The organism is Streptomyces sp. NBC_01012 (assembly GCF_045162755.1).
Taxonomy (GTDB): Bacteria; Actinomycetota; Actinomycetes; order Streptomycetales; family Streptomycetaceae; genus Streptomyces.
Genome location: NZ_CP108688.1, coordinates 6,156,672 through 6,172,518, shown reverse-complemented (window position 1 = coordinate 6,172,518; position 15,847 = coordinate 6,156,672). Strand labels below are relative to the sequence as shown.

At 70.8% G+C, this 15,847-nt stretch carries 14 protein-coding genes; 1 reads left to right on the top strand and 13 read right to left on the bottom strand.

Features of this window, described 5'->3' with window-relative positions; translation table 11 throughout:
• Positions 1–30 precede the first annotated feature (30 nt).
• Positions 31–1,098, bottom strand: a complete 1,068-nt coding sequence (locus tag OG623_RS27740) for an alkene reductase (protein ID WP_406150157.1) — start codon at positions 1,096–1,098, stop codon at positions 31–33.
• A 179-nt stretch (positions 1,099–1,277) separates the two neighbouring features.
• Here OG623_RS27740 and OG623_RS27735 point away from each other — a divergent pair, with 179 nt between their 5' ends.
• The gene (locus OG623_RS27735; RefSeq protein WP_406150155.1) at positions 1,278–1,781 is read left to right on the top strand and encodes a MarR family winged helix-turn-helix transcriptional regulator; all 504 of its coding nucleotides are present in this window, start codon (positions 1,278–1,280) and stop codon (positions 1,779–1,781) included.
• A 6-nt stretch (positions 1,782–1,787) separates the two neighbouring features.
• Here OG623_RS27735 and OG623_RS27730 read toward each other — a convergent pair whose 3' ends face one another.
• The 12 genes from OG623_RS27730 to OG623_RS27675 all read right to left on the bottom strand — a co-directional run bounded on the left by OG623_RS27730 (position 1,788) and on the right by OG623_RS27675 (position 15,763).
• The gene (locus tag OG623_RS27730) at positions 1,788–2,849 is read right to left on the bottom strand and encodes an aminotransferase class V-fold PLP-dependent enzyme (protein WP_406150153.1); all 1,062 of its coding nucleotides are present in this window, start codon (positions 2,847–2,849) and stop codon (positions 1,788–1,790) included.
• 70 nt (positions 2,850–2,919) lie between these two features.
• On the bottom strand, positions 2,920–3,657 hold the full coding sequence (locus tag OG623_RS27725) for a DsbA family oxidoreductase (protein WP_406150151.1): 738 nt from the start codon (positions 3,655–3,657) through the stop codon (positions 2,920–2,922).
• 139 nt (positions 3,658–3,796) lie between these two features.
• On the bottom strand, positions 3,797–4,324 hold the full coding sequence (locus tag OG623_RS27720; RefSeq protein ID WP_406150150.1) for a hypothetical protein: 528 nt from the start codon (positions 4,322–4,324) through the stop codon (positions 3,797–3,799).
• Positions 4,321–6,039, bottom strand: coding sequence for a PHP domain-containing protein (locus OG623_RS27715; RefSeq protein ID WP_406150148.1), 1,719 nt, complete (start codon positions 6,037–6,039; stop codon positions 4,321–4,323). Before OG623_RS27715 ends, OG623_RS27720 begins: the two co-directional genes overlap by 4 nt.
• A 264-nt stretch (positions 6,040–6,303) precedes the next feature.
• The gene (locus OG623_RS27710; RefSeq protein ID WP_406150147.1) at positions 6,304–7,833 is read right to left on the bottom strand and encodes a sensor histidine kinase; all 1,530 of its coding nucleotides are present in this window, start codon (positions 7,831–7,833) and stop codon (positions 6,304–6,306) included.
• Positions 7,830–8,555, bottom strand: coding sequence for a response regulator transcription factor (locus tag OG623_RS27705; RefSeq protein ID WP_406150145.1), 726 nt, complete (start codon positions 8,553–8,555; stop codon positions 7,830–7,832). Before OG623_RS27705 ends, OG623_RS27710 begins: the two co-directional genes overlap by 4 nt.
• A gap of 165 nt (positions 8,556–8,720) precedes the next feature.
• Complete coding sequence (locus tag OG623_RS27700; protein ID WP_406150143.1) at positions 8,721–10,523, bottom strand: CotH kinase family protein; 1,803 nt, start codon at positions 10,521–10,523, stop codon at positions 8,721–8,723.
• Entirely contained in the window at positions 10,523–11,200 is a 678-nt protein-coding gene (locus OG623_RS27695; protein WP_099176060.1) for a DUF4956 domain-containing protein, read from the bottom strand. The genes OG623_RS27700 and OG623_RS27695 overlap by 1 nt, the downstream gene beginning before the upstream one ends.
• Entirely contained in the window at positions 11,197–12,102 is a 906-nt protein-coding gene (locus OG623_RS27690; RefSeq protein ID WP_406152022.1) for a polyphosphate polymerase domain-containing protein, read from the bottom strand. Before OG623_RS27690 ends, OG623_RS27695 begins: the two co-directional genes overlap by 4 nt.
• Before the next feature lie 234 nt (positions 12,103–12,336).
• Positions 12,337–13,458 carry an IS30 family transposase gene (locus tag OG623_RS27685; protein WP_406152021.1) on the bottom strand — a complete coding sequence of 374 codons (1,122 nt, stop codon included), beginning with the start codon at positions 13,456–13,458 and terminating at the stop codon, positions 12,337–12,339.
• Between the two features lie 173 nt (positions 13,459–13,631).
• Positions 13,632–14,246, bottom strand: a complete 615-nt coding sequence (locus OG623_RS27680) for a DUF1349 domain-containing protein (protein WP_406150141.1) — start codon at positions 14,244–14,246, stop codon at positions 13,632–13,634.
• Positions 14,243–15,763: an aldehyde dehydrogenase (NADP(+)) gene (locus OG623_RS27675; RefSeq protein ID WP_406150139.1), complete on the bottom strand. Its 1,521-nt coding sequence runs from the start codon at positions 15,761–15,763 to the stop codon at positions 14,243–14,245. The genes OG623_RS27680 and OG623_RS27675 overlap by 4 nt, the downstream gene beginning before the upstream one ends.
• Positions 15,764–15,847: the final 84 nt, after the last annotated feature.

Genomic DNA, 15,847 nt, shown 5'->3' with positions numbered 1-15,847 from the left:
AGGGATTCGGCGTACGGGCCTGCCCTCGGGTCAGGCGTCCAGCGCCGGGTAGTCGGTGTAGCCCTTCGCGCCGCCGCCGAAGAAGGTCGACGGGTCCGGGGTGTTGAAGGGCCCGCCGGCCTTCAGCCTGGCCGGCAGGTCCGGGTTGGCGAGGAACAGGGCGCCGTAGGTGATGATGTCGGCGATCCCGTCGTCGATGACCGTGTGGTGCTCGGGTCCTGTCGGCCCGTCCGAGAACACGTTGATGACGAGGGTGCCCGTGAACCTCTTGCGCAGCGCGAGTGTCAGCTCACGGATGTCCACCTCCTCCAGGATGTGGAGGTAGGCGAGCCCGAGCGGCTCCAGTTCCGCGACGAGCGCGGTGTAGACGGCGTCAGGCTCCGGCTCGTCGACGCCGTTGTAGGGGTTTCCGGGCGAGATGCGCAGTGCGGTCCGCCCGGCGCCGATCTCGGCGGCGACCGCCTTGACCACCTCGGCGGCGAAGCGGATACGGCCCTGGACCGAGCCTCCCCACGCGTCGGTGCGCAGATTGGTGTTGGGGGCCAGGAACTGGTGGATCAGATATCCGTTGGCGCCGTGCAGTTCGACACCGTCGAAGCCCGCGTCGACCGCGTTGCGGGAGGCCGTGACGAAGTCATCGACGGTCGCGCGGATCTCCGCGTCGGTGAGCTCCCTCGGCTCCACGAAGTCCTTCGGCCCCACCTGCGTGTAGACCTGCCCGGGCGCCGCGACGGGAGAGGGCGCGACCGGGACCAGCCCGTCGGGCAGCAGGACGGGGTGACCGATCCGGCCCGCGTGCATGATCTGGGCGAAGATCCGCCCGCCCGCCGCGTGCACGGAGTCGGTGACCCTACGCCAGGAGGCGACCTGCTCGGCACTGTAGAGGCCGGGGGTCGAGGGATACCCCTGTCCCGCCGCGGAGGGCTGGATGCCCTCGGTGATGAGCAGTCCGGCCGAGGCGCGCTGGGTGTAGTAGTCGACGGTGAGGTCGGTGGCCGTGCCCCCTTCGCCCGCCCTGCTCCGGGTCATCGGCGCCAGGGCGATGCGGTTGGAGAGCTGCGTACCCGAGAGGTCGACGGGATCGAACACGGTGGTCATGAAAGCCTCCGAGGCATTTACATGGTCGGCCAAGTAATCAACGTGCGGCTCACTGTAACCCATTAGTTGGCCGACCAAGGTAAAGTTCATGAGGACGTCATGAACCCGCACCGCACAGCACTGCACAGCACTGCATCCGCACAGCGCAGCACCGCACCGCACCGCACCGAGGAGTGCCGATGAAGGCCGACCGCACCGCCTCCGCCGATCCCGCAGGCCTCGGCGTGCTGCCCGGGGCGGCACTCGGCGGCCCCGTCAGTCACGCGGTCTCACGGGTGGCCAGGCTGCACAGGATCACGGCGGGCCGGCTGCTCAAGGGGCTCGGGCTCTACCCGGGGCAGGAGTTCCTGATGATGCATCTGTGGGACACCGGGGCGGTCCGGCAGGCCGAGCTGATCAAGGCCGTGGACCTCGACCCGTCCACCGTGACCAAGATGCTCCAGCGCCTCGAACAGGCCGGGCATGTGCGCCGCCGCCCCGACCCGGACGACCGGCGGGCCGTCCTGGTGGAGGCGACCGAGGAGAGCTGCGCCCTGTACACGGAGGTGCGCGGCGCCTGGTCGGGCCTGGAGGAGCACACCCTCGCGGGGCTCGGACCAGCCGAACGCGCGGAGCTGACCCGGCTGCTGGCCAAGGTGGAGTCCAACCTCTGCCAGGAGACCGAGGACTGCCCCGCGCAGTAGCTCAGCTCAGCCGGCCAGGACGTCCAGCGCACGGTCGACGTCGGCCTCGGTGTTGTACAGGTGGAAGGAGGCCCGCAGATTCCCCGCCCGGGCCGAGACCATCACCCCGGCGGCGGCCAGATCGGGTTCCCGGCTACCCAGGCCGGGCACGGCGACGATGGCGGACGTGCCGGGCACCGACGCGTGCCCGATCGAGGCGAGCCCTTCACGGAAGCGGGCGGCGAGCCCCGTGGCACGGGCGTACACGGCGTCCACCCCGACCTCGGACAGCAGGGCCAGGGACTGCTCGGCCGCGTGGTAGGAGAGGAAGGCGACCGGTTCGTCGAAGCGACGGGCGTCGGCGGCGAGCTTCTCGACCGGCCCGTAGGTGCTGTTCCAGCGGTCATCGGCGGCGACCCAGCCCACGTAGAGCGGGCGCAGGGTCTGCTGCGCCTCCTCGGTCACCGTCAGGAACGACGCGCCCCTGGGGCCCAGCAGGAACTTGAATCCACCGGTGACGGTGTAGTCGTAGGCGCCTGCGTCGAGCGGCAGCCATCCGGCCGACTGACTGGCGTCGAGCAGCGTACGGGCCCCATGCGCTGCGGCTGCCGCGCGGACCGCGTCCAGGTCGGCGACCCGGCCGTCGGAGGACTGGACGGCCGAGAAGGCGACGAGCGCGGTACCGGGCCGTACGGCGTCGGCAAGACCTTCGAGCGGGACGTACCGCATCTCCAGGTCCCCGCGTACGGCGAAGGGGCTGACGACGGAGCTGAACTCCCCCGTGGGGGCGAGGACTTCGGCGCCCGCAGGGAGGGAGGCCGCGATGAGTCCCACATGCGCGGCGACCGAGCCGCCGAGGGCCACCCTGCCCGGCGTGACCCCGGCGATCCGGGCGAACCCGGCACGGGCGGCGTCCACCGACTCGAAGCTTCCCCCACCGCCCCTGACACCGGCGCCCAAGTCATCGGCCAGGGACTTGACGGCCTCGACCGCGCGACGGGGCAGCAGTCCGCAGCTGGAGGTGTTCAGATAGGTGGTTTCGGATGCGAATTCGGTGGTCCTGACCCGGTCGATCGCAGAAGTCTCCATGCCGGACAGCCTGACGGCCGCCCCACCTCGCGTCAATCACACGAGTTCGAGCGGCGCGCCCAAGAAGGCCTTATACGTGCTGGTCGGACGCCTCCGGCCGGGGTACGTCGCAGGCCCCGTCCGCGTCGCAGGCCGCCGCGTCCCCGCCGACCGGGGTGAGGCCGGGGACCTCACGGTCCTTCCACGCCTGCTCCAGCGCCTGGGCGAAGACCTCGGCGGGCTGCCCGCCCGAGATGCCGTAGCGCCGGTCGAGGACGAAGAACGGGACGGCGTTGGCGCCCAGCTCGGCCGCCTCGCGCTCGTCGGCGCGCACGTCGTCGGCGTACGCCCCGGGGTCGGCCAGCACCGCGCGCACCTCGTCGGCGTCGAGTCCCGCCTCGACGGCCAGGTCGGCCAGCACCGCGTCGTCGAAGACGGAGCGCTCCTCGGCGAAGTTCGCCCGGTAGACGCGCGTCAGCAGTTCGTCCTGGCGTCCGCGTGCCTTGGCGAGGTGCAGCAGCCGGTGGATGTCGAAGGTGCTGCCGTGGTCACGCCCGTCGGCGCGGTAGCCGAGCCCCTCGGCCTGCGCGTTCGCCGCGACGTTGGCCTCCATGCCCCGGGCCTCCTCGGGGCTGCGCCCGTACTTCTGGGCCAGCATGTCGATCACCAGCTCGGTGTCGCCCTTGGCCCGGCCCGGGTCGAGCTCGAAGGAACGGTGGACCACCTCGACGTCGTCGCGGTGGGCGAACCCGGCCAGGCCCTTCTCGAAGCGGGCCTTGCCGACGTAGCACCACGGGCAGGCGATGTCGCTCCATATCTCGACGCGCATGACTCTTCCGCTCTCCAGTTCTGCGGTACCGGTTGCGGAGGGTGCCTCCGCGGCCGGTTCAACGTGCGGACGGAGCGGTTGATTCCCGGCGCCGGGGCGGGGCCCGTCCGGCATGGTGCCGTACGGGCCCGCCGGACCCTCAGTGGTCCGCGCAGCAGGGAGTCGGGTCCGGCACCTCGAACGGCACCAGGGTGCCGCCCACAGCGGGCATCGCGGCGAGTACCAGCTCGCCCTCCCGCCACTGCGGCCGGACGAACTCCCGGGTGACCACGCGGATCGACGGGTCCGGCCCGTCCTGCGCCCCGAGGACCTGGACGCGCTCGATAGCCGAACGGCTCACCAGCTCGGCGACCGTGAGGGTGCCCTTCAGTCCGTCGGCGCCCGGATAGAGCACCGCACGCCCCGCTCCGTCCCAGACGCCGTCCTGCACCTGGTGCCCCTGGCCCGTGAGCCGGTCCCTGGCGCCCTCGATGACGGCCTCGGACCCGGCGGCCAGGGACAGCGCCACCCGCGGCCGGCCGCCGTCGGCGTCCCGCACCAGATGGGTGCAGCCGAACGCGTCGGGCGGCAGGGCGAGCCCGGTGGCGATCTCCCGCAGCAGCCGGTCCGCCTCGGACAGCCGGGTCACCGAGGTGTCGATGCCGATGGCGTACGGCGGTCGGTTCACGACGGCAGGACCCAGACGGGGTTCGAGTAGAACCAGAGGTCGCGCCACGGGTCGGCGTCCCCGACGACGTCGATGGCCGGACCCGCCGGGTCGACGGACGCGCCCATCGCGCCGACGGCGGAACGGTTGCCGTCGGTGCCGCGCAGCCGGAGGTAGACGGGCCGGTCGACGCGCCCCAGGTCGTAGGTGATACGGAGGGCGCCGGAGGACTTCTTCACCTCGTAGGACTTGACGACCTTCGCGCTCGGGGCGGTGAACGTGTCCTTGTCCTTCACCACACCGGTGACATCGCCCTGGATGACATCGACGCGGGCCAGTGTGGGCTGGAAACCCGCCCAGTTGGGCCCGCCCGCCGGAGTCACCTCCACCGTGAGGGTGACACGGGTGCCCTTCCTGACCTGGAGCGCGCCGCCCAGGGTCGCCCAGCGGCTGCCGCCCGACACCCGGACATCGAGGCCGCTGATGAGCTGTCCGTGGTCGACCCAGACGCGGCCGGCACGGATGCCGTCCATGACGGAGGCGTAGGAGAAGTCCTCGGAGCCGACGTGCGTACGGCTGTAGTAGCCGGGCCAGAAGTCGTTCTCCGTGATGTCGATCTGCCCGCCGTAGACCGGGTCGCCGTAACGGCCGTCGGCGTCGAAGTCGCCGCCACCACGGGCCGCGGTGTCGCCGTAGACCTGGTGCGAGTCGGAGTTGGCGGTGATCCACCACGGCTTGCCCTCGGCGAGCAGGCTGTCCCACAGGCCTCCGACGGTGGCCGTCATCCAGTCGAAGCCGCCCCAGGTGCGGTAGCTCTCCAGCGGGTAGCCGGCGAAGGAGTCGCTGCCGGGGCTGTTGTCGTAGATGCCACGCGCACCGCCGGGACCGAGCGGCTCGGGCAGGCCGCCCGCCTGGTGGCCGGGTGCGCCCTCGAAGCCGACCGCGATGCGGTGGCCGCCCGAGGTGGCGTCCCGCCAGGCCCGGATCTCGTGCGGGGAGTCGATGCCCTTGCGCGCCGGGTGGTTGGCGAGCATCAGGGCGTCCTTGACCTTGCGGCGCTTGACCTGCTCGGAGAGGAAGGTCAGGCCGGCGATGGCGAGCGCCTCGTTGGCGGGGGTCGAGCCGGTCGCCTCCTTCACGGCGCCGTCGTAACCGGTCTCGAACTGCTTGAGTACGGAGACCTCGTTCCTGCCCGGGTGGACGAAGACCGTGCCGTGCTCGGCGGCCGGGATGTTCCACTCGAGCCCCTGGAAGACGAGGGTGTCCTCATAGGCGGAACGGGCGGCCTTGATGTCCGGGTTGACCTTCTCCACGCCGATCTTGGCGTGCGTCTCGCTGCCGTGGTCGGTGATGACCAGCCAGTCCATGCCGTGCCGTGCGCCCTGACGGACCTGGTCGACGACACGGTACTTGCCGTCGCTGCTGTACTGCGTGTGGATGTGGTGGTCACCCGCCAGCCACAGGAAGCCCTTGTTGCCGCGGCGGCGGCCGGAGCGGCTCCCGGTGGCGTACGCGGGAGCACTCGCCGCACCGGCCAGCACACTGCCCGCGGCCACACCGGCGCCGAGCAGTCCGGCACGGCGCAACAGGGTCCGGCGGGACTGCTGTTCCGGACTCAGCGCCTCGTCCGGGACGGAGGTGTCGAAGGCGGCGGGCAGGGGCGCCGTCTCGTGCTGGTGAGTGTGGTCGTGCTCGTGATCGTGGTGGTGATGTCCGTGCCCGTGCCCGTGTCCCATGACGCTCCTCGTGGCTGATGACCGCTCGCGATGGATTGGTATCGCCGGCCCTGCCTGTGCCGCGCGGGCCGCACGAGGAGACTCGCGCCAAAAGGTGAACGTTGAACGGCCTCCGCATGGCCGCAGTGGGGCCGCCTGCGACCGCCGGGAGGTTACGGACCAAAACCCGGGCGAAATGCCCGATTTCCCTGTCCCTGACCTCCCCTGCGCGGACCTCAACCGAGGCGGCGTACCCTCCGGGGATGGTAGGGGCGTACGGGCGTCTCACGTCCCGCCGGAGGCCGGGAGCAGCAGGCGGAAGGTGCAGCCCGCGCCGGGGGCCGTGTCGAGTTCCAGGCGGCCTCCGTGGGCCTCGGCGATCGTCGAGGCGATGGCGAGGCCCAGGCCGGAGCCGCTGTCACGGAGGGCGTCGGGGGCCGGAGGCACCCGGTAGAAGCGGTCGAAGACCTGCTGTGCTTCCTCGGGTGTCAGGCCCGGGCCGTCGTCGGCGACCTCGATGACCTGGGCCGGGGTGCCGGCGGGCAGGGGCGGTCCTGTGCTGGTGCGGCCCGGGCGGTCGGTGCCTCCGGTGCGCGGACCGGCGCGCAGGCTGCCGACGCGTACCTGGAGCCGGGTGCCCGGCGGGGTGTGGGTGCAGGCGTTGTCCAGGAGGTTGGCCAGCACCTGGGCCAGCTGGTGGGGGTCGCCGGAGGCCTCCACGACGTCGAGCTCCGCAGGGTCGGCGCCGTACCCGGCCCCGAGGGGGGCGAGGGCGATGCGCCGGTCCGGGTGGCGTGCGGCGGACGCGGCGATGCCGTCGGCGGCCAGCGAGAGCAGGTCGACGGGTCCGTGCTCGGTGGTGGGGGCGTCGCCGAGCTTGGCCAGCAGGAAGAGGCTGTCGACCAGGCGGCTCATCCGGTCCGCGTTCTGCGCGATGAGCTCATGGGCCTCACGCCGGCGGGCCGGGGACATGTCCGGGTCGTCCAGCAGGAGTTCGGCGAAGCCCTGGAGGGAGGTCAGGGGGGTGCGCAGTTCGTGTCCGGCGTCCGCCATGAAGCGGCGCAGCCGGCGTTCGGTCCTGTCCTTGCGGTGCAGGGCGGCGCGCAGCTGGTCCAGCATGGTGTTGAAGGCGATACCGAGCCGGCCGACCTCGGTGTCGGGGCTGGTGCCGGCGACGTTCTGTTCCAGCCGGCCGCTGGTGATGCTGCGGGCGGTGTGTTCGACGCGGGTCAGCGGCCGGAGCCCGAGGCGTACGGCGGCGCCGCCCAGCAGCATGACTCCGCCCGCGGCGAACGCGCCGATGGCCAGGCTGAACCAGAGCAGCTTGGACGTCGCCTCCTCCACGGAGTCCAGCGGGAGGGCGACGACGGCGCGCATCCCGTCGGGCCCTGAGTCGGCGACGACGCGCCAGCTGCCCCCTCCGTCCCTGGCGGGCACCGTGGCGGGGCGGCCGTCCGCGGGATCGCGGGCGGTGATGTCCTCGGCCAGATGTGGTTCGCCACGGCCGCTGCCCAGCGAGGCGGGCAGGAGGCGGCCATCGGCGTCGTAGAAGTAGACACGGAAGTCCGAGGGCAGCGTTTCGTGCGGGGGCGGCCGGTGGGCGGGCGCGGTGCCGTCGGCGATGTCCCGGTAGACGGGCTCGGGCGGGCGGAAGTCGGTGAGCCGGTCGTCGACCTGCCCGACGAGCCAGGAGCGCATGAGGGTCAGCCCGGTGGCCTGGCACACCAGGACCGCCGCGGTCGCGAGGACCGTGGCGATCAGGACCAGTCGCGTACGGAGGGAGCGTGGGCGCAGGCGGCCCGGTACCGTCCTCACGCCCTCGTGTCCCGTGGCAGGCGCAGGCAGTAACCGACGCCACGCACGGTGTGGATGAGCAGCGGTTCCGTGCGGTCGATCTTGCGGCGCAGGTTCTTGATGTACGTGTCGACGATGCGTGTGTCACCGGCGAAGTCGTGGTGCCAGACCTTCTGAAGGATCTGCTGCTTCTCCAGCACCTTCTCCGGCTGCGCGATGAGGCAGGCCAGCAGCCGGAACTCGGTCGGCGACAGCGGTACCCGCTGCCCGGCCCGGTGCACCTCGTGGGCCTCTTCGTCGAGGGTGAGGTCGGCGTAGCGCAGCGGCGGGCGCTCGTCGGGCGGCGGCGGTGCGTGCGGTCCGGCACTGCGGCGGAGGATGGCGCGCACCCGCAGCAGGATCTCCTGGACGTGGAACGGCTTGGTGACGTAGTCGTCCCCGCCCGAGCTGAGGCCGATGATGCGGTCCTCGACATCGGTGCGTGCGGTGAGGAAGAGGACCGGGGTGTAGACGCCCCTGGCGCGCAGTTCGCGCGTCACGGTGAAGCCGTCGGTGTCGGGGAGCATCACGTCCAGCACGATCAGGTCGGGCCCGCCCCGGTCCGTCTCCGACAGGGCGTCCTGCCCGGTTCCGGCCGATGTGACGGCGTACCCGGCGGCGTGCAGGGCGGAGGTGAGCAGGGTGCGGATGCTCGGGTCGTCCTCGACGACCAGAACGGTGTGCCGGGCTGATGAAGCCGTCACGGCTGGTTCACCTCGGGTGGTACGGGCGGTTCATACGTCGGCCGGGGCGGGCCTGGGTACGCGGGGCGCTCTCCACCGTACGGAACGGAAGGGCTGACGCGGGTACGCGGATGTACCGGCGCCCCGGACCGGATCGGGGGAGATCCGTGTCCGGGGCGCCGGTGGTCACCCGGTTACCTCCGTGTCCTTCGCCAGTGCCTCGGTGCGCGCGGTGACGGTCGTGCGCAGCGTGGCCACGGCCTTCTTCAGCTCGGCCGCGTCGACACCGGCCTTCGCCACCTGTTCGGAGATCCCGTCCAGTGCCTTGAGTGCCGCACCGGAGCTGAAGATCTCCTTGTACAGCTTCTTGTAGGCCTTCTTGTACACGGGGTCCAAGGCGTCGAGCTCCAGGAAGCGTTCCTTCAGCGCATGTCCCGACATCATGCCGCCGCCACCCTTCGCCTTGTCACCGTCGCCCTTGGCGTCTCCGCCCGGGGCGTCTGTGCCGGCGCCACCCGGGAAGCCGCCCTGCGGGCCGTCCTCACCTGTGCCGCCCGGCATCCCCTCCGGTGCCCCTTCGGGAGCGGCGGGCATGTCGCCCTGGTCCTGGGCGGCTCCGTCCTGGCCCTGCGCTGCCCCGCCCTGGGCTGCCTCGTCACCGTCCTTGGTGGCTTCGGCCGTGCCTCCGGGGCGGCCGCCGCCCATGGTCATCGAGTCGTCAGGCCCGGCGGCGGTGTCTCCGCTGAAGGTCATGTTGTAGTCCCATCCGAGGATGGAGAACTTCTTCGTGTCCAGGTCGTACCAGAGCAGGTAGTTCTTGCCGGGGCCCGCCATGTCGTCGAAGTTCATCAGCAGGTTCTGCGCGGCGACGTACTCCGCGAAGGACTCGACGTCGATGTGCTTGTCGAGGTCGGCGGCGAACTCCTTGTCCGACGCCTTGTCCACCCACTTGATGAGCTTCATGACGGGTTCGAGGTCCTGGCTTCCGACCTTGTTCAGCTGACGGAAGGACGTCTCGTAGTCGGAGGGGTCGTCGCCCTTGTAGTCGAAGCTGCCGTCGGCCCTCGCCTTGTACAGGATCCCGTTGCCGTCGATGTCCTCGGCGTAGTCGGTGTCGGGGTTCTCGACCATGAGCCTGGTGACCGAAGGACCGTTGTTGGCGGAGACCGTCGTGAAGCCGTACCGCTCGGCCGTCGCCCCGCTGGCGTCCGTCATCGACAGGGCCAGGGCCTCGTTCAGCGGCACCTGTGCGTCGGCGCCCGGACGGAGCGAGATCTCCCGCTCGCCCTGGTAGGCGCGGCCCTCGACGAATTCGTCGATCTTGATGAGCAGGGGGAGCTCTTCCGGCTTGTCGGCGGAGAGATTGAACTGCGCCATCCCTCCCCCGCCACCACCGGCACCACCGGCACCACCGGCCTTGTCACCACCGGCGGCATCATCACCGCCTGCGGCACCGGTGCCACCCGCAGCACCCGCAGCAGGACCGCCGCCGTTCGCGGCCTGGTCCCCGCCGTCCTGCTTCTGGGCGTCGTCCTGCCCGGCTCCGCCGGGCCTTCCGCCGCCGCCACCGGGTCCGCCCTTGTTACCGCTCAGGGACTGGAGGGTGGAGTTCCCCTTCAGCCGGATCCCCACGTCCTGGAGGTAGACCCCGTCGATGGTGACGTCAGCCTTGATGGGGTCCTTGGTCCCGTCGTCCTTGAACTCCTTCATCATCTTGTCGAAGTCGGTCTGCTCGTACGACAGCTGGATCGAGTGCTTGACCGTGGAGTCGTAGAGGTCGACCGAGCCCTTGACGTCGTCGGTGATCGTGTTGGCCTCCACCTGCGAGGCCGAGGTGACGTAGGGCGAGATACGGGCGTCACCGAAGGCGTACACCATGACGGCAAGGCCCACGCACAGCGCTCCGGCCGGTTTCCAGTGATGCCGCAGCCGCACCGGGAGGCGGTCCTTGAGCCGCTTCCGGCGCACCGGCGTCGTACCGCCGCTCATCACAGGTCGGTCGTGTCGTAACCGGTCAGTACCGTCACCCGCTGCCCCGAGGTGCGCTCCTGCAGGGCCGTGACGAGGTCACCGGGTTCGGTGCCCTTCTTCATCCGTACCGTGTAGAACACCTCGTTGAGCGCTCCGCCGCGGATCGTCTCGGTGCTGACCAGCTCGAACTCGCTGGTGTACTTGATCAGCACGTCACGGATGGCGGGCGTGTAGTCCTCGCCCGCGGGGACCTGGACCTTGACGACCTGGCGCTGGACGTTCAGTGCGAACCAGTTGAACTTGAACATCACGAGGATCACGACGCAGATCACGACGGCGCCGACGGCGGCCAGCGTGTAGAAGCGGGCGCCGCAGGCCATCCCGATGGCCATCGCCAGGAAGATGAAGCCGACGTCCCTGGTCTCCTTGACCGCGTTCCTGAACCGGACGACGGACAAGGCGCCGACCAGGGAGAACGCCCGTGCCAGGTTCGAGCCGACGACCAGCATGATCAGGGCAACGATCATGCCGACGATGACCAGCGTCTGGACATAGGACTGGCTGTACGAGACGTTGCGGTGCGTGTACCGGTAGGTGTAACCGATCACTGTGCTCAGGATGAACGACAGCGCCATGGCGGCGACCACGTCGGCGACGCTGAACGTCCCGCTGAGTTCCTGCAGATCGAAGTTCACTTTGCTCCTGCTTTCACCGGCGCGTGTGGCGCCGCCGGCTGCCCCAGCGGCAGTCGGGTGTGGGGGGTGGGGGGCGGACAGTCCGCCTCCGCCACGTGGAAGACCGACCTGGGCGCCAGGCCGAAGGCTTCGATGGACTGCACGTACTTGCTGACCCGCACCAGGCTCAGGTTCCGGCGCGCGGCCAGGTCCGTGATCCAGTGCGGTGTGCGCTCGTTGACCTTGATCTCCATCACCGTCATGTGGGGCGGGATGGTGAACCTGTTCTCCGGTGTCTCGGTCCCGAAGTGGAAGTCGCGGTCACGGCCCCGGATCCGCCGGTCGAACGTGACCCGCAGCCCCGTGTCGGACGCACGGCCGACCAGCGCCTCGCGCTGGTAGCCGGTGATCGCCATCGGGCGGAGGTTCAGCCGGACCGCGAGGTCCAGCACCTCATGGATGAAGGGCCCCTCCTGGGGCGAGTGCTCCACCATCTCCCGGTCGTCGCACAGCCTTCTGGCGGTGGCGTACGGCAGGGTGATGCGGCGCTTCTGCGTCACCCGGTTCACGCGCTGCTTGATCTCCACGCACACCGGTGACTCCTCGGTGACTCCGTCGAGGTCTCCGTAATGCCGGATCCGCAGCTTGCGCCGGAACTTCAGGCCTTCGATCTTCTCCCAGTAGAACCGCAGCTCGGGGCTGTCGTAGTACAGGCTCCAGACCCCGTAACCGCCCACCGGGCTGTTCAGGTCGCGGTCCATCCGCTCGCCGAGTTCCTCCCGGATCTCGGCGGCCTGTTCCACGGGCACGAGGTACTTCAGCTCGAACCGGTTGAACGCGTGCAGCCTGCTCGCCACGTGCTGCGGCTGGTCGCCCTCGGGGGCCGGGGCGTCGCCGTCCCGGGACCCGTGGGATGCGGCCATGTCGGGTCGCGACACCTTGCGCCTCCTTGCGTGTCCGTGCCGGACCTGGCCGGCACGGACACGCAATCAAGGCCGCATGAGGAAGCCGTGAGAAACACGGGTTGATTGCAGGAGGATCCTGGGTGACGTACAGGTGAACATCAGACGGCAGGCGGCAGACCGGGGCTCCACGGACGAAGGGCCCGAATCCTTACGGCGGTTTCTAGGGATCGTCGCAACACGTGGCTGGTTTGATCAGACGGCGATCAGTTTATGCAGGCGCTCGGCTGGGGTTTCCCAGCCGAGCGTTTTGCGTGGGCGGCCGTTCAGTTCAGCGGCGACGGCGTCGAGGTGTTCGCGGGGGTGGGCGGCGAGGTCGGTGCCCTTGGGGAAGTACTGACGGAGCAGGCCGTTGGTGTTTTCGTTCGAGCCTCGTTGCCAGGGGCTGGCGGGGTCGCAGAAGTAGACCGGGACCTGGGTGGCGATGGTGAAGGAGCCGTGGCTGCCCATCTCGCTTCCCTGGTCCCAGGTCAACGATCGTCGCAGGTGAGCGGGCAGGGTCTGGACCGTGGAGACCAGCGCGTCCCGGACGCTTTCGGCGCCGTGGTCGCCGGGCAGATGCAGGAGCATGACGTAGCGGGTGGCGCGCTCGACCAGGGTGCCGATGGCCGACTTCCCGTCCTTGCCGATGATGAGGTCGCCCTCCCAGTGGCCGGGGACGGCTCGGTCCTCCGCCTCCGCAGGTCGTTCGCTGATCATGACCATCGGGGTGGCGAACCGTGGCTGGCGCTGCTGGGCCTGGCGGCGGGGTTTGCGTCGGGCGCGGCCCGTGCGCAGAGCGCGGGCCAGCTCGCGGCGTAGTTCGCCCCGGCCCTGGACGTAAAGGGCCTGGTAGACGGTCTCGTGGACCACGTGCATCTCCGGCTGCTGGGGGAACTGTGCCCGCAGAGCCTGGCAGATCTGTTCAGGGCTCCACCGAATGTGCAGGTGGTCCTGGATGAAGTCCCGCAGTCTGGGGTTCTGGCCGATCTTCCCGGGCTTGGGGCGGGGCCGGCGGGCATCGGCGCGGGCCTGGGCTGCGTGCGGCCGGTACTGGCCGTTGCCCGGATGCCGGTTGCGGCGGATCTCCCGGCTGACCGTGGACGGGCTGCGGCCGAGTTCGGACGCGATCGCCCGGATCGTCGCCTTCTCCCGCAGCCGGTCGGCGATGTGGATCCGGTCGCTTTCCCGCAGATACCGCGAGGGACCAGGCGGGGGCGCCACCGTGTTGATCGGTGGCGCCCCGACATGCCCGCCGGACGGGGCGCGGCCGTTACGCCAGCGCCGTCCGGTCTTCTCGTTGATGCCGACGGCCCGGCACGCCTCTTTGTTGCTCACGCCCTGCTGCATGAGCTGAAGGTAGAAGCGCCGCTCCTCGGACAAGGAACGGCGCCCCTGGATGACGGACCTGTCCCGGATCTTGAAATCCATCGCATCCCCTGAACTGGGGTGTTGCGACGATCTCTAGAACCCAAGTACGGATCCGGGCCCTTCGCGGGTGTACGGGGTCGTCAGCTGCCGTCGCGCAGATCGCCCGGGCCGCCGGGCCTGAAGGCGATCCGGTCGAACGAGACGGCGCAGCCGTCGCCGGTCGGTGACTGGACGAGGAAGCCGATACGGGCCGCCGCCCGTGCCTCCTCCGTGCCGAGGGTGAACAGCCTGACGAAGGTCCAGTGCTCACCGTCCGCCGAGGCGTGGAAGGCGAAGGAGCTGCCGATGCGGCTGAGCCGCAGCCAGCAGCTGTCCCCTTCCACAACGGCGGAGTTCACGTCGTCGGAGTGGCCCCTGGTGACGACGGTGCAGATCGTCGGGCGCTCCGGGGAGAGCTCCAGGCAGAGCTTGGCCCACTCCCGCTCGCCGACATGGAGGTAGAGCACCCCCGCGTCGAAGGCCGCGGCGAAGCCGACGCTCACCCGGGCGATCAGCTGGAAGTCGCCCTCCGGCGCCGGGCCCAGCAGGCGCGGCGCGTCGGTGGCCGGCTCCAGGTCGTCACCGCCGGGCGGGACGAAACGGTCCTGCTTCGCCCCTGCCGTGCCGGTCAGCACGCCTTCCCCGTACGCCCATCCGCCGTCGGGCCCGGCGGGCTCCAGGGCGAAGGGGAGCTCGGGGAGCCGCACGGCCGTCATGCGCGCCGCCCGTCGACCCGTCGCGGCAGCTGCTGCGGGTTGCCCTCGCGGAGCTCGGGCGGCAGCAGCGCCTCGGGCGTCGACTGGTAGCTCACCGGACGCAGCCAGCGCTCGATCGCGGTGGCGCCGACCGAGGTGGAGGTGGAGGTGGTCGCCGGGTACGGCCCGCCGTGGTGCTGGGCGGGGGCGACGGCGACGCCGGTCGGCCAGCCGTTGACCAGGACACGGCCGGCCACCGGGGTGAGCTCGGCCAGCAGGCCCGCGGCGCCGCCGTCGGCCTCCTCCGTGGCGATCTGGAGGGTGGCGGTGAGGTTGCCGGGCAGACGGGACAGCACGGCGGTGATCTCGTCGGCGGAGTCGTAGCGCGCGACGACGGTGACGGGGCCGAAGCACTCCTCCAGGAGCGCGTCGTGCGGCCCCTCCTGGGCCAGCCGCCCCGCCGGTACGGTCAGGAAGCCGGCCGAGACGGTGTGCTCGCCGCCCGCGCCCGGGGTGACCGGGGCGTCCACGTCCGGGAGCGCGGCCCGCTCGGCCACCCCCTGGACGAAGGCCTCGCGCATCCGGTGGTCGAGCATGACCCCGGAGCCCGTGCCGCTCACCGTCTCGGTCAGCGACTTCAGCAGCTGGTCGCCCGCCGGACCCGACGGGGCGAACACGAAGCCGGGCTTCGTGCAGAACTGTCCGACGCCCATGGTCATCGAGCCACCGAGCCCGGCACCGATCTGCTCACCGCGCTCGGCGGCGGCGGCCTCCGTGATCACGACCGGGTTGAGCGAACCGAGCTCCCCGTGGAAGGGGATCGGGGTGGGCCGGGCGGCCGCGGCGTCGAACAGGGCGCGGCCGCCACGGACCGAGCCGGTGAAACCGGCGGCGGAGACGAGCGGGTGCTTCACCAGCTCGACACCCGCCTCGAAGCCGTGGACCACGGTCAGGACGTCCTCGGGCAGGCCGTACTGTGTCGCTGCCCTGCGCAGGAGCGAGGCGCAGAGCTCCGAGGTCGCGGGGTGGTCGGGGTGCGCCTTGACGACGACGGGGCAGCCCGCGGCGAGCGCGCTCGCGGTGTCACCGCCCGGGACGGAGAAGGCGAGCGGGAAGTTGCTGGCGGCGTAGACGGCGACGACACCGAGCGGGATCTTGTAGCGGCGCAGGTCGGGCCAGGGCGGGGTCCTGCTGCCGTCCTCGTGGTCGATGTGGATGTCGAGGTAGGCGCCCTCGTCCACGACCTCCGCGAAGGCCCGCAACTGGGCGGCCGTACGGGCGAGTTCGCCGGTCAGCCGGGCCGGGCCGAGCGCGGACTCCGCGTCGGCGGCCTCGATGACGTGTTCCTCGGCCCCGGCGAGCAGGTCGGCCGCGGTGCGGAGGAACGCGGCGCGTACGGTGCGGTCGGCCAGTGCTCCGCGAGCGGCGTGCGCCGCCCGGACCGCACGGTCGACCTCTTCCGCTGTCGCCTCCACCGCAACCTGCTCACGCGGGTTCCCCGTTCGGGGGTCGACGCTCCAGACTGGTGCTGCTGCCACGGTGTTTCCTTCCGGTCCACTGCCACACAGGAGAAGTTGTTCGGTATTCTGAACAGCGTTCCTGATCGTGAATACACAGGAACT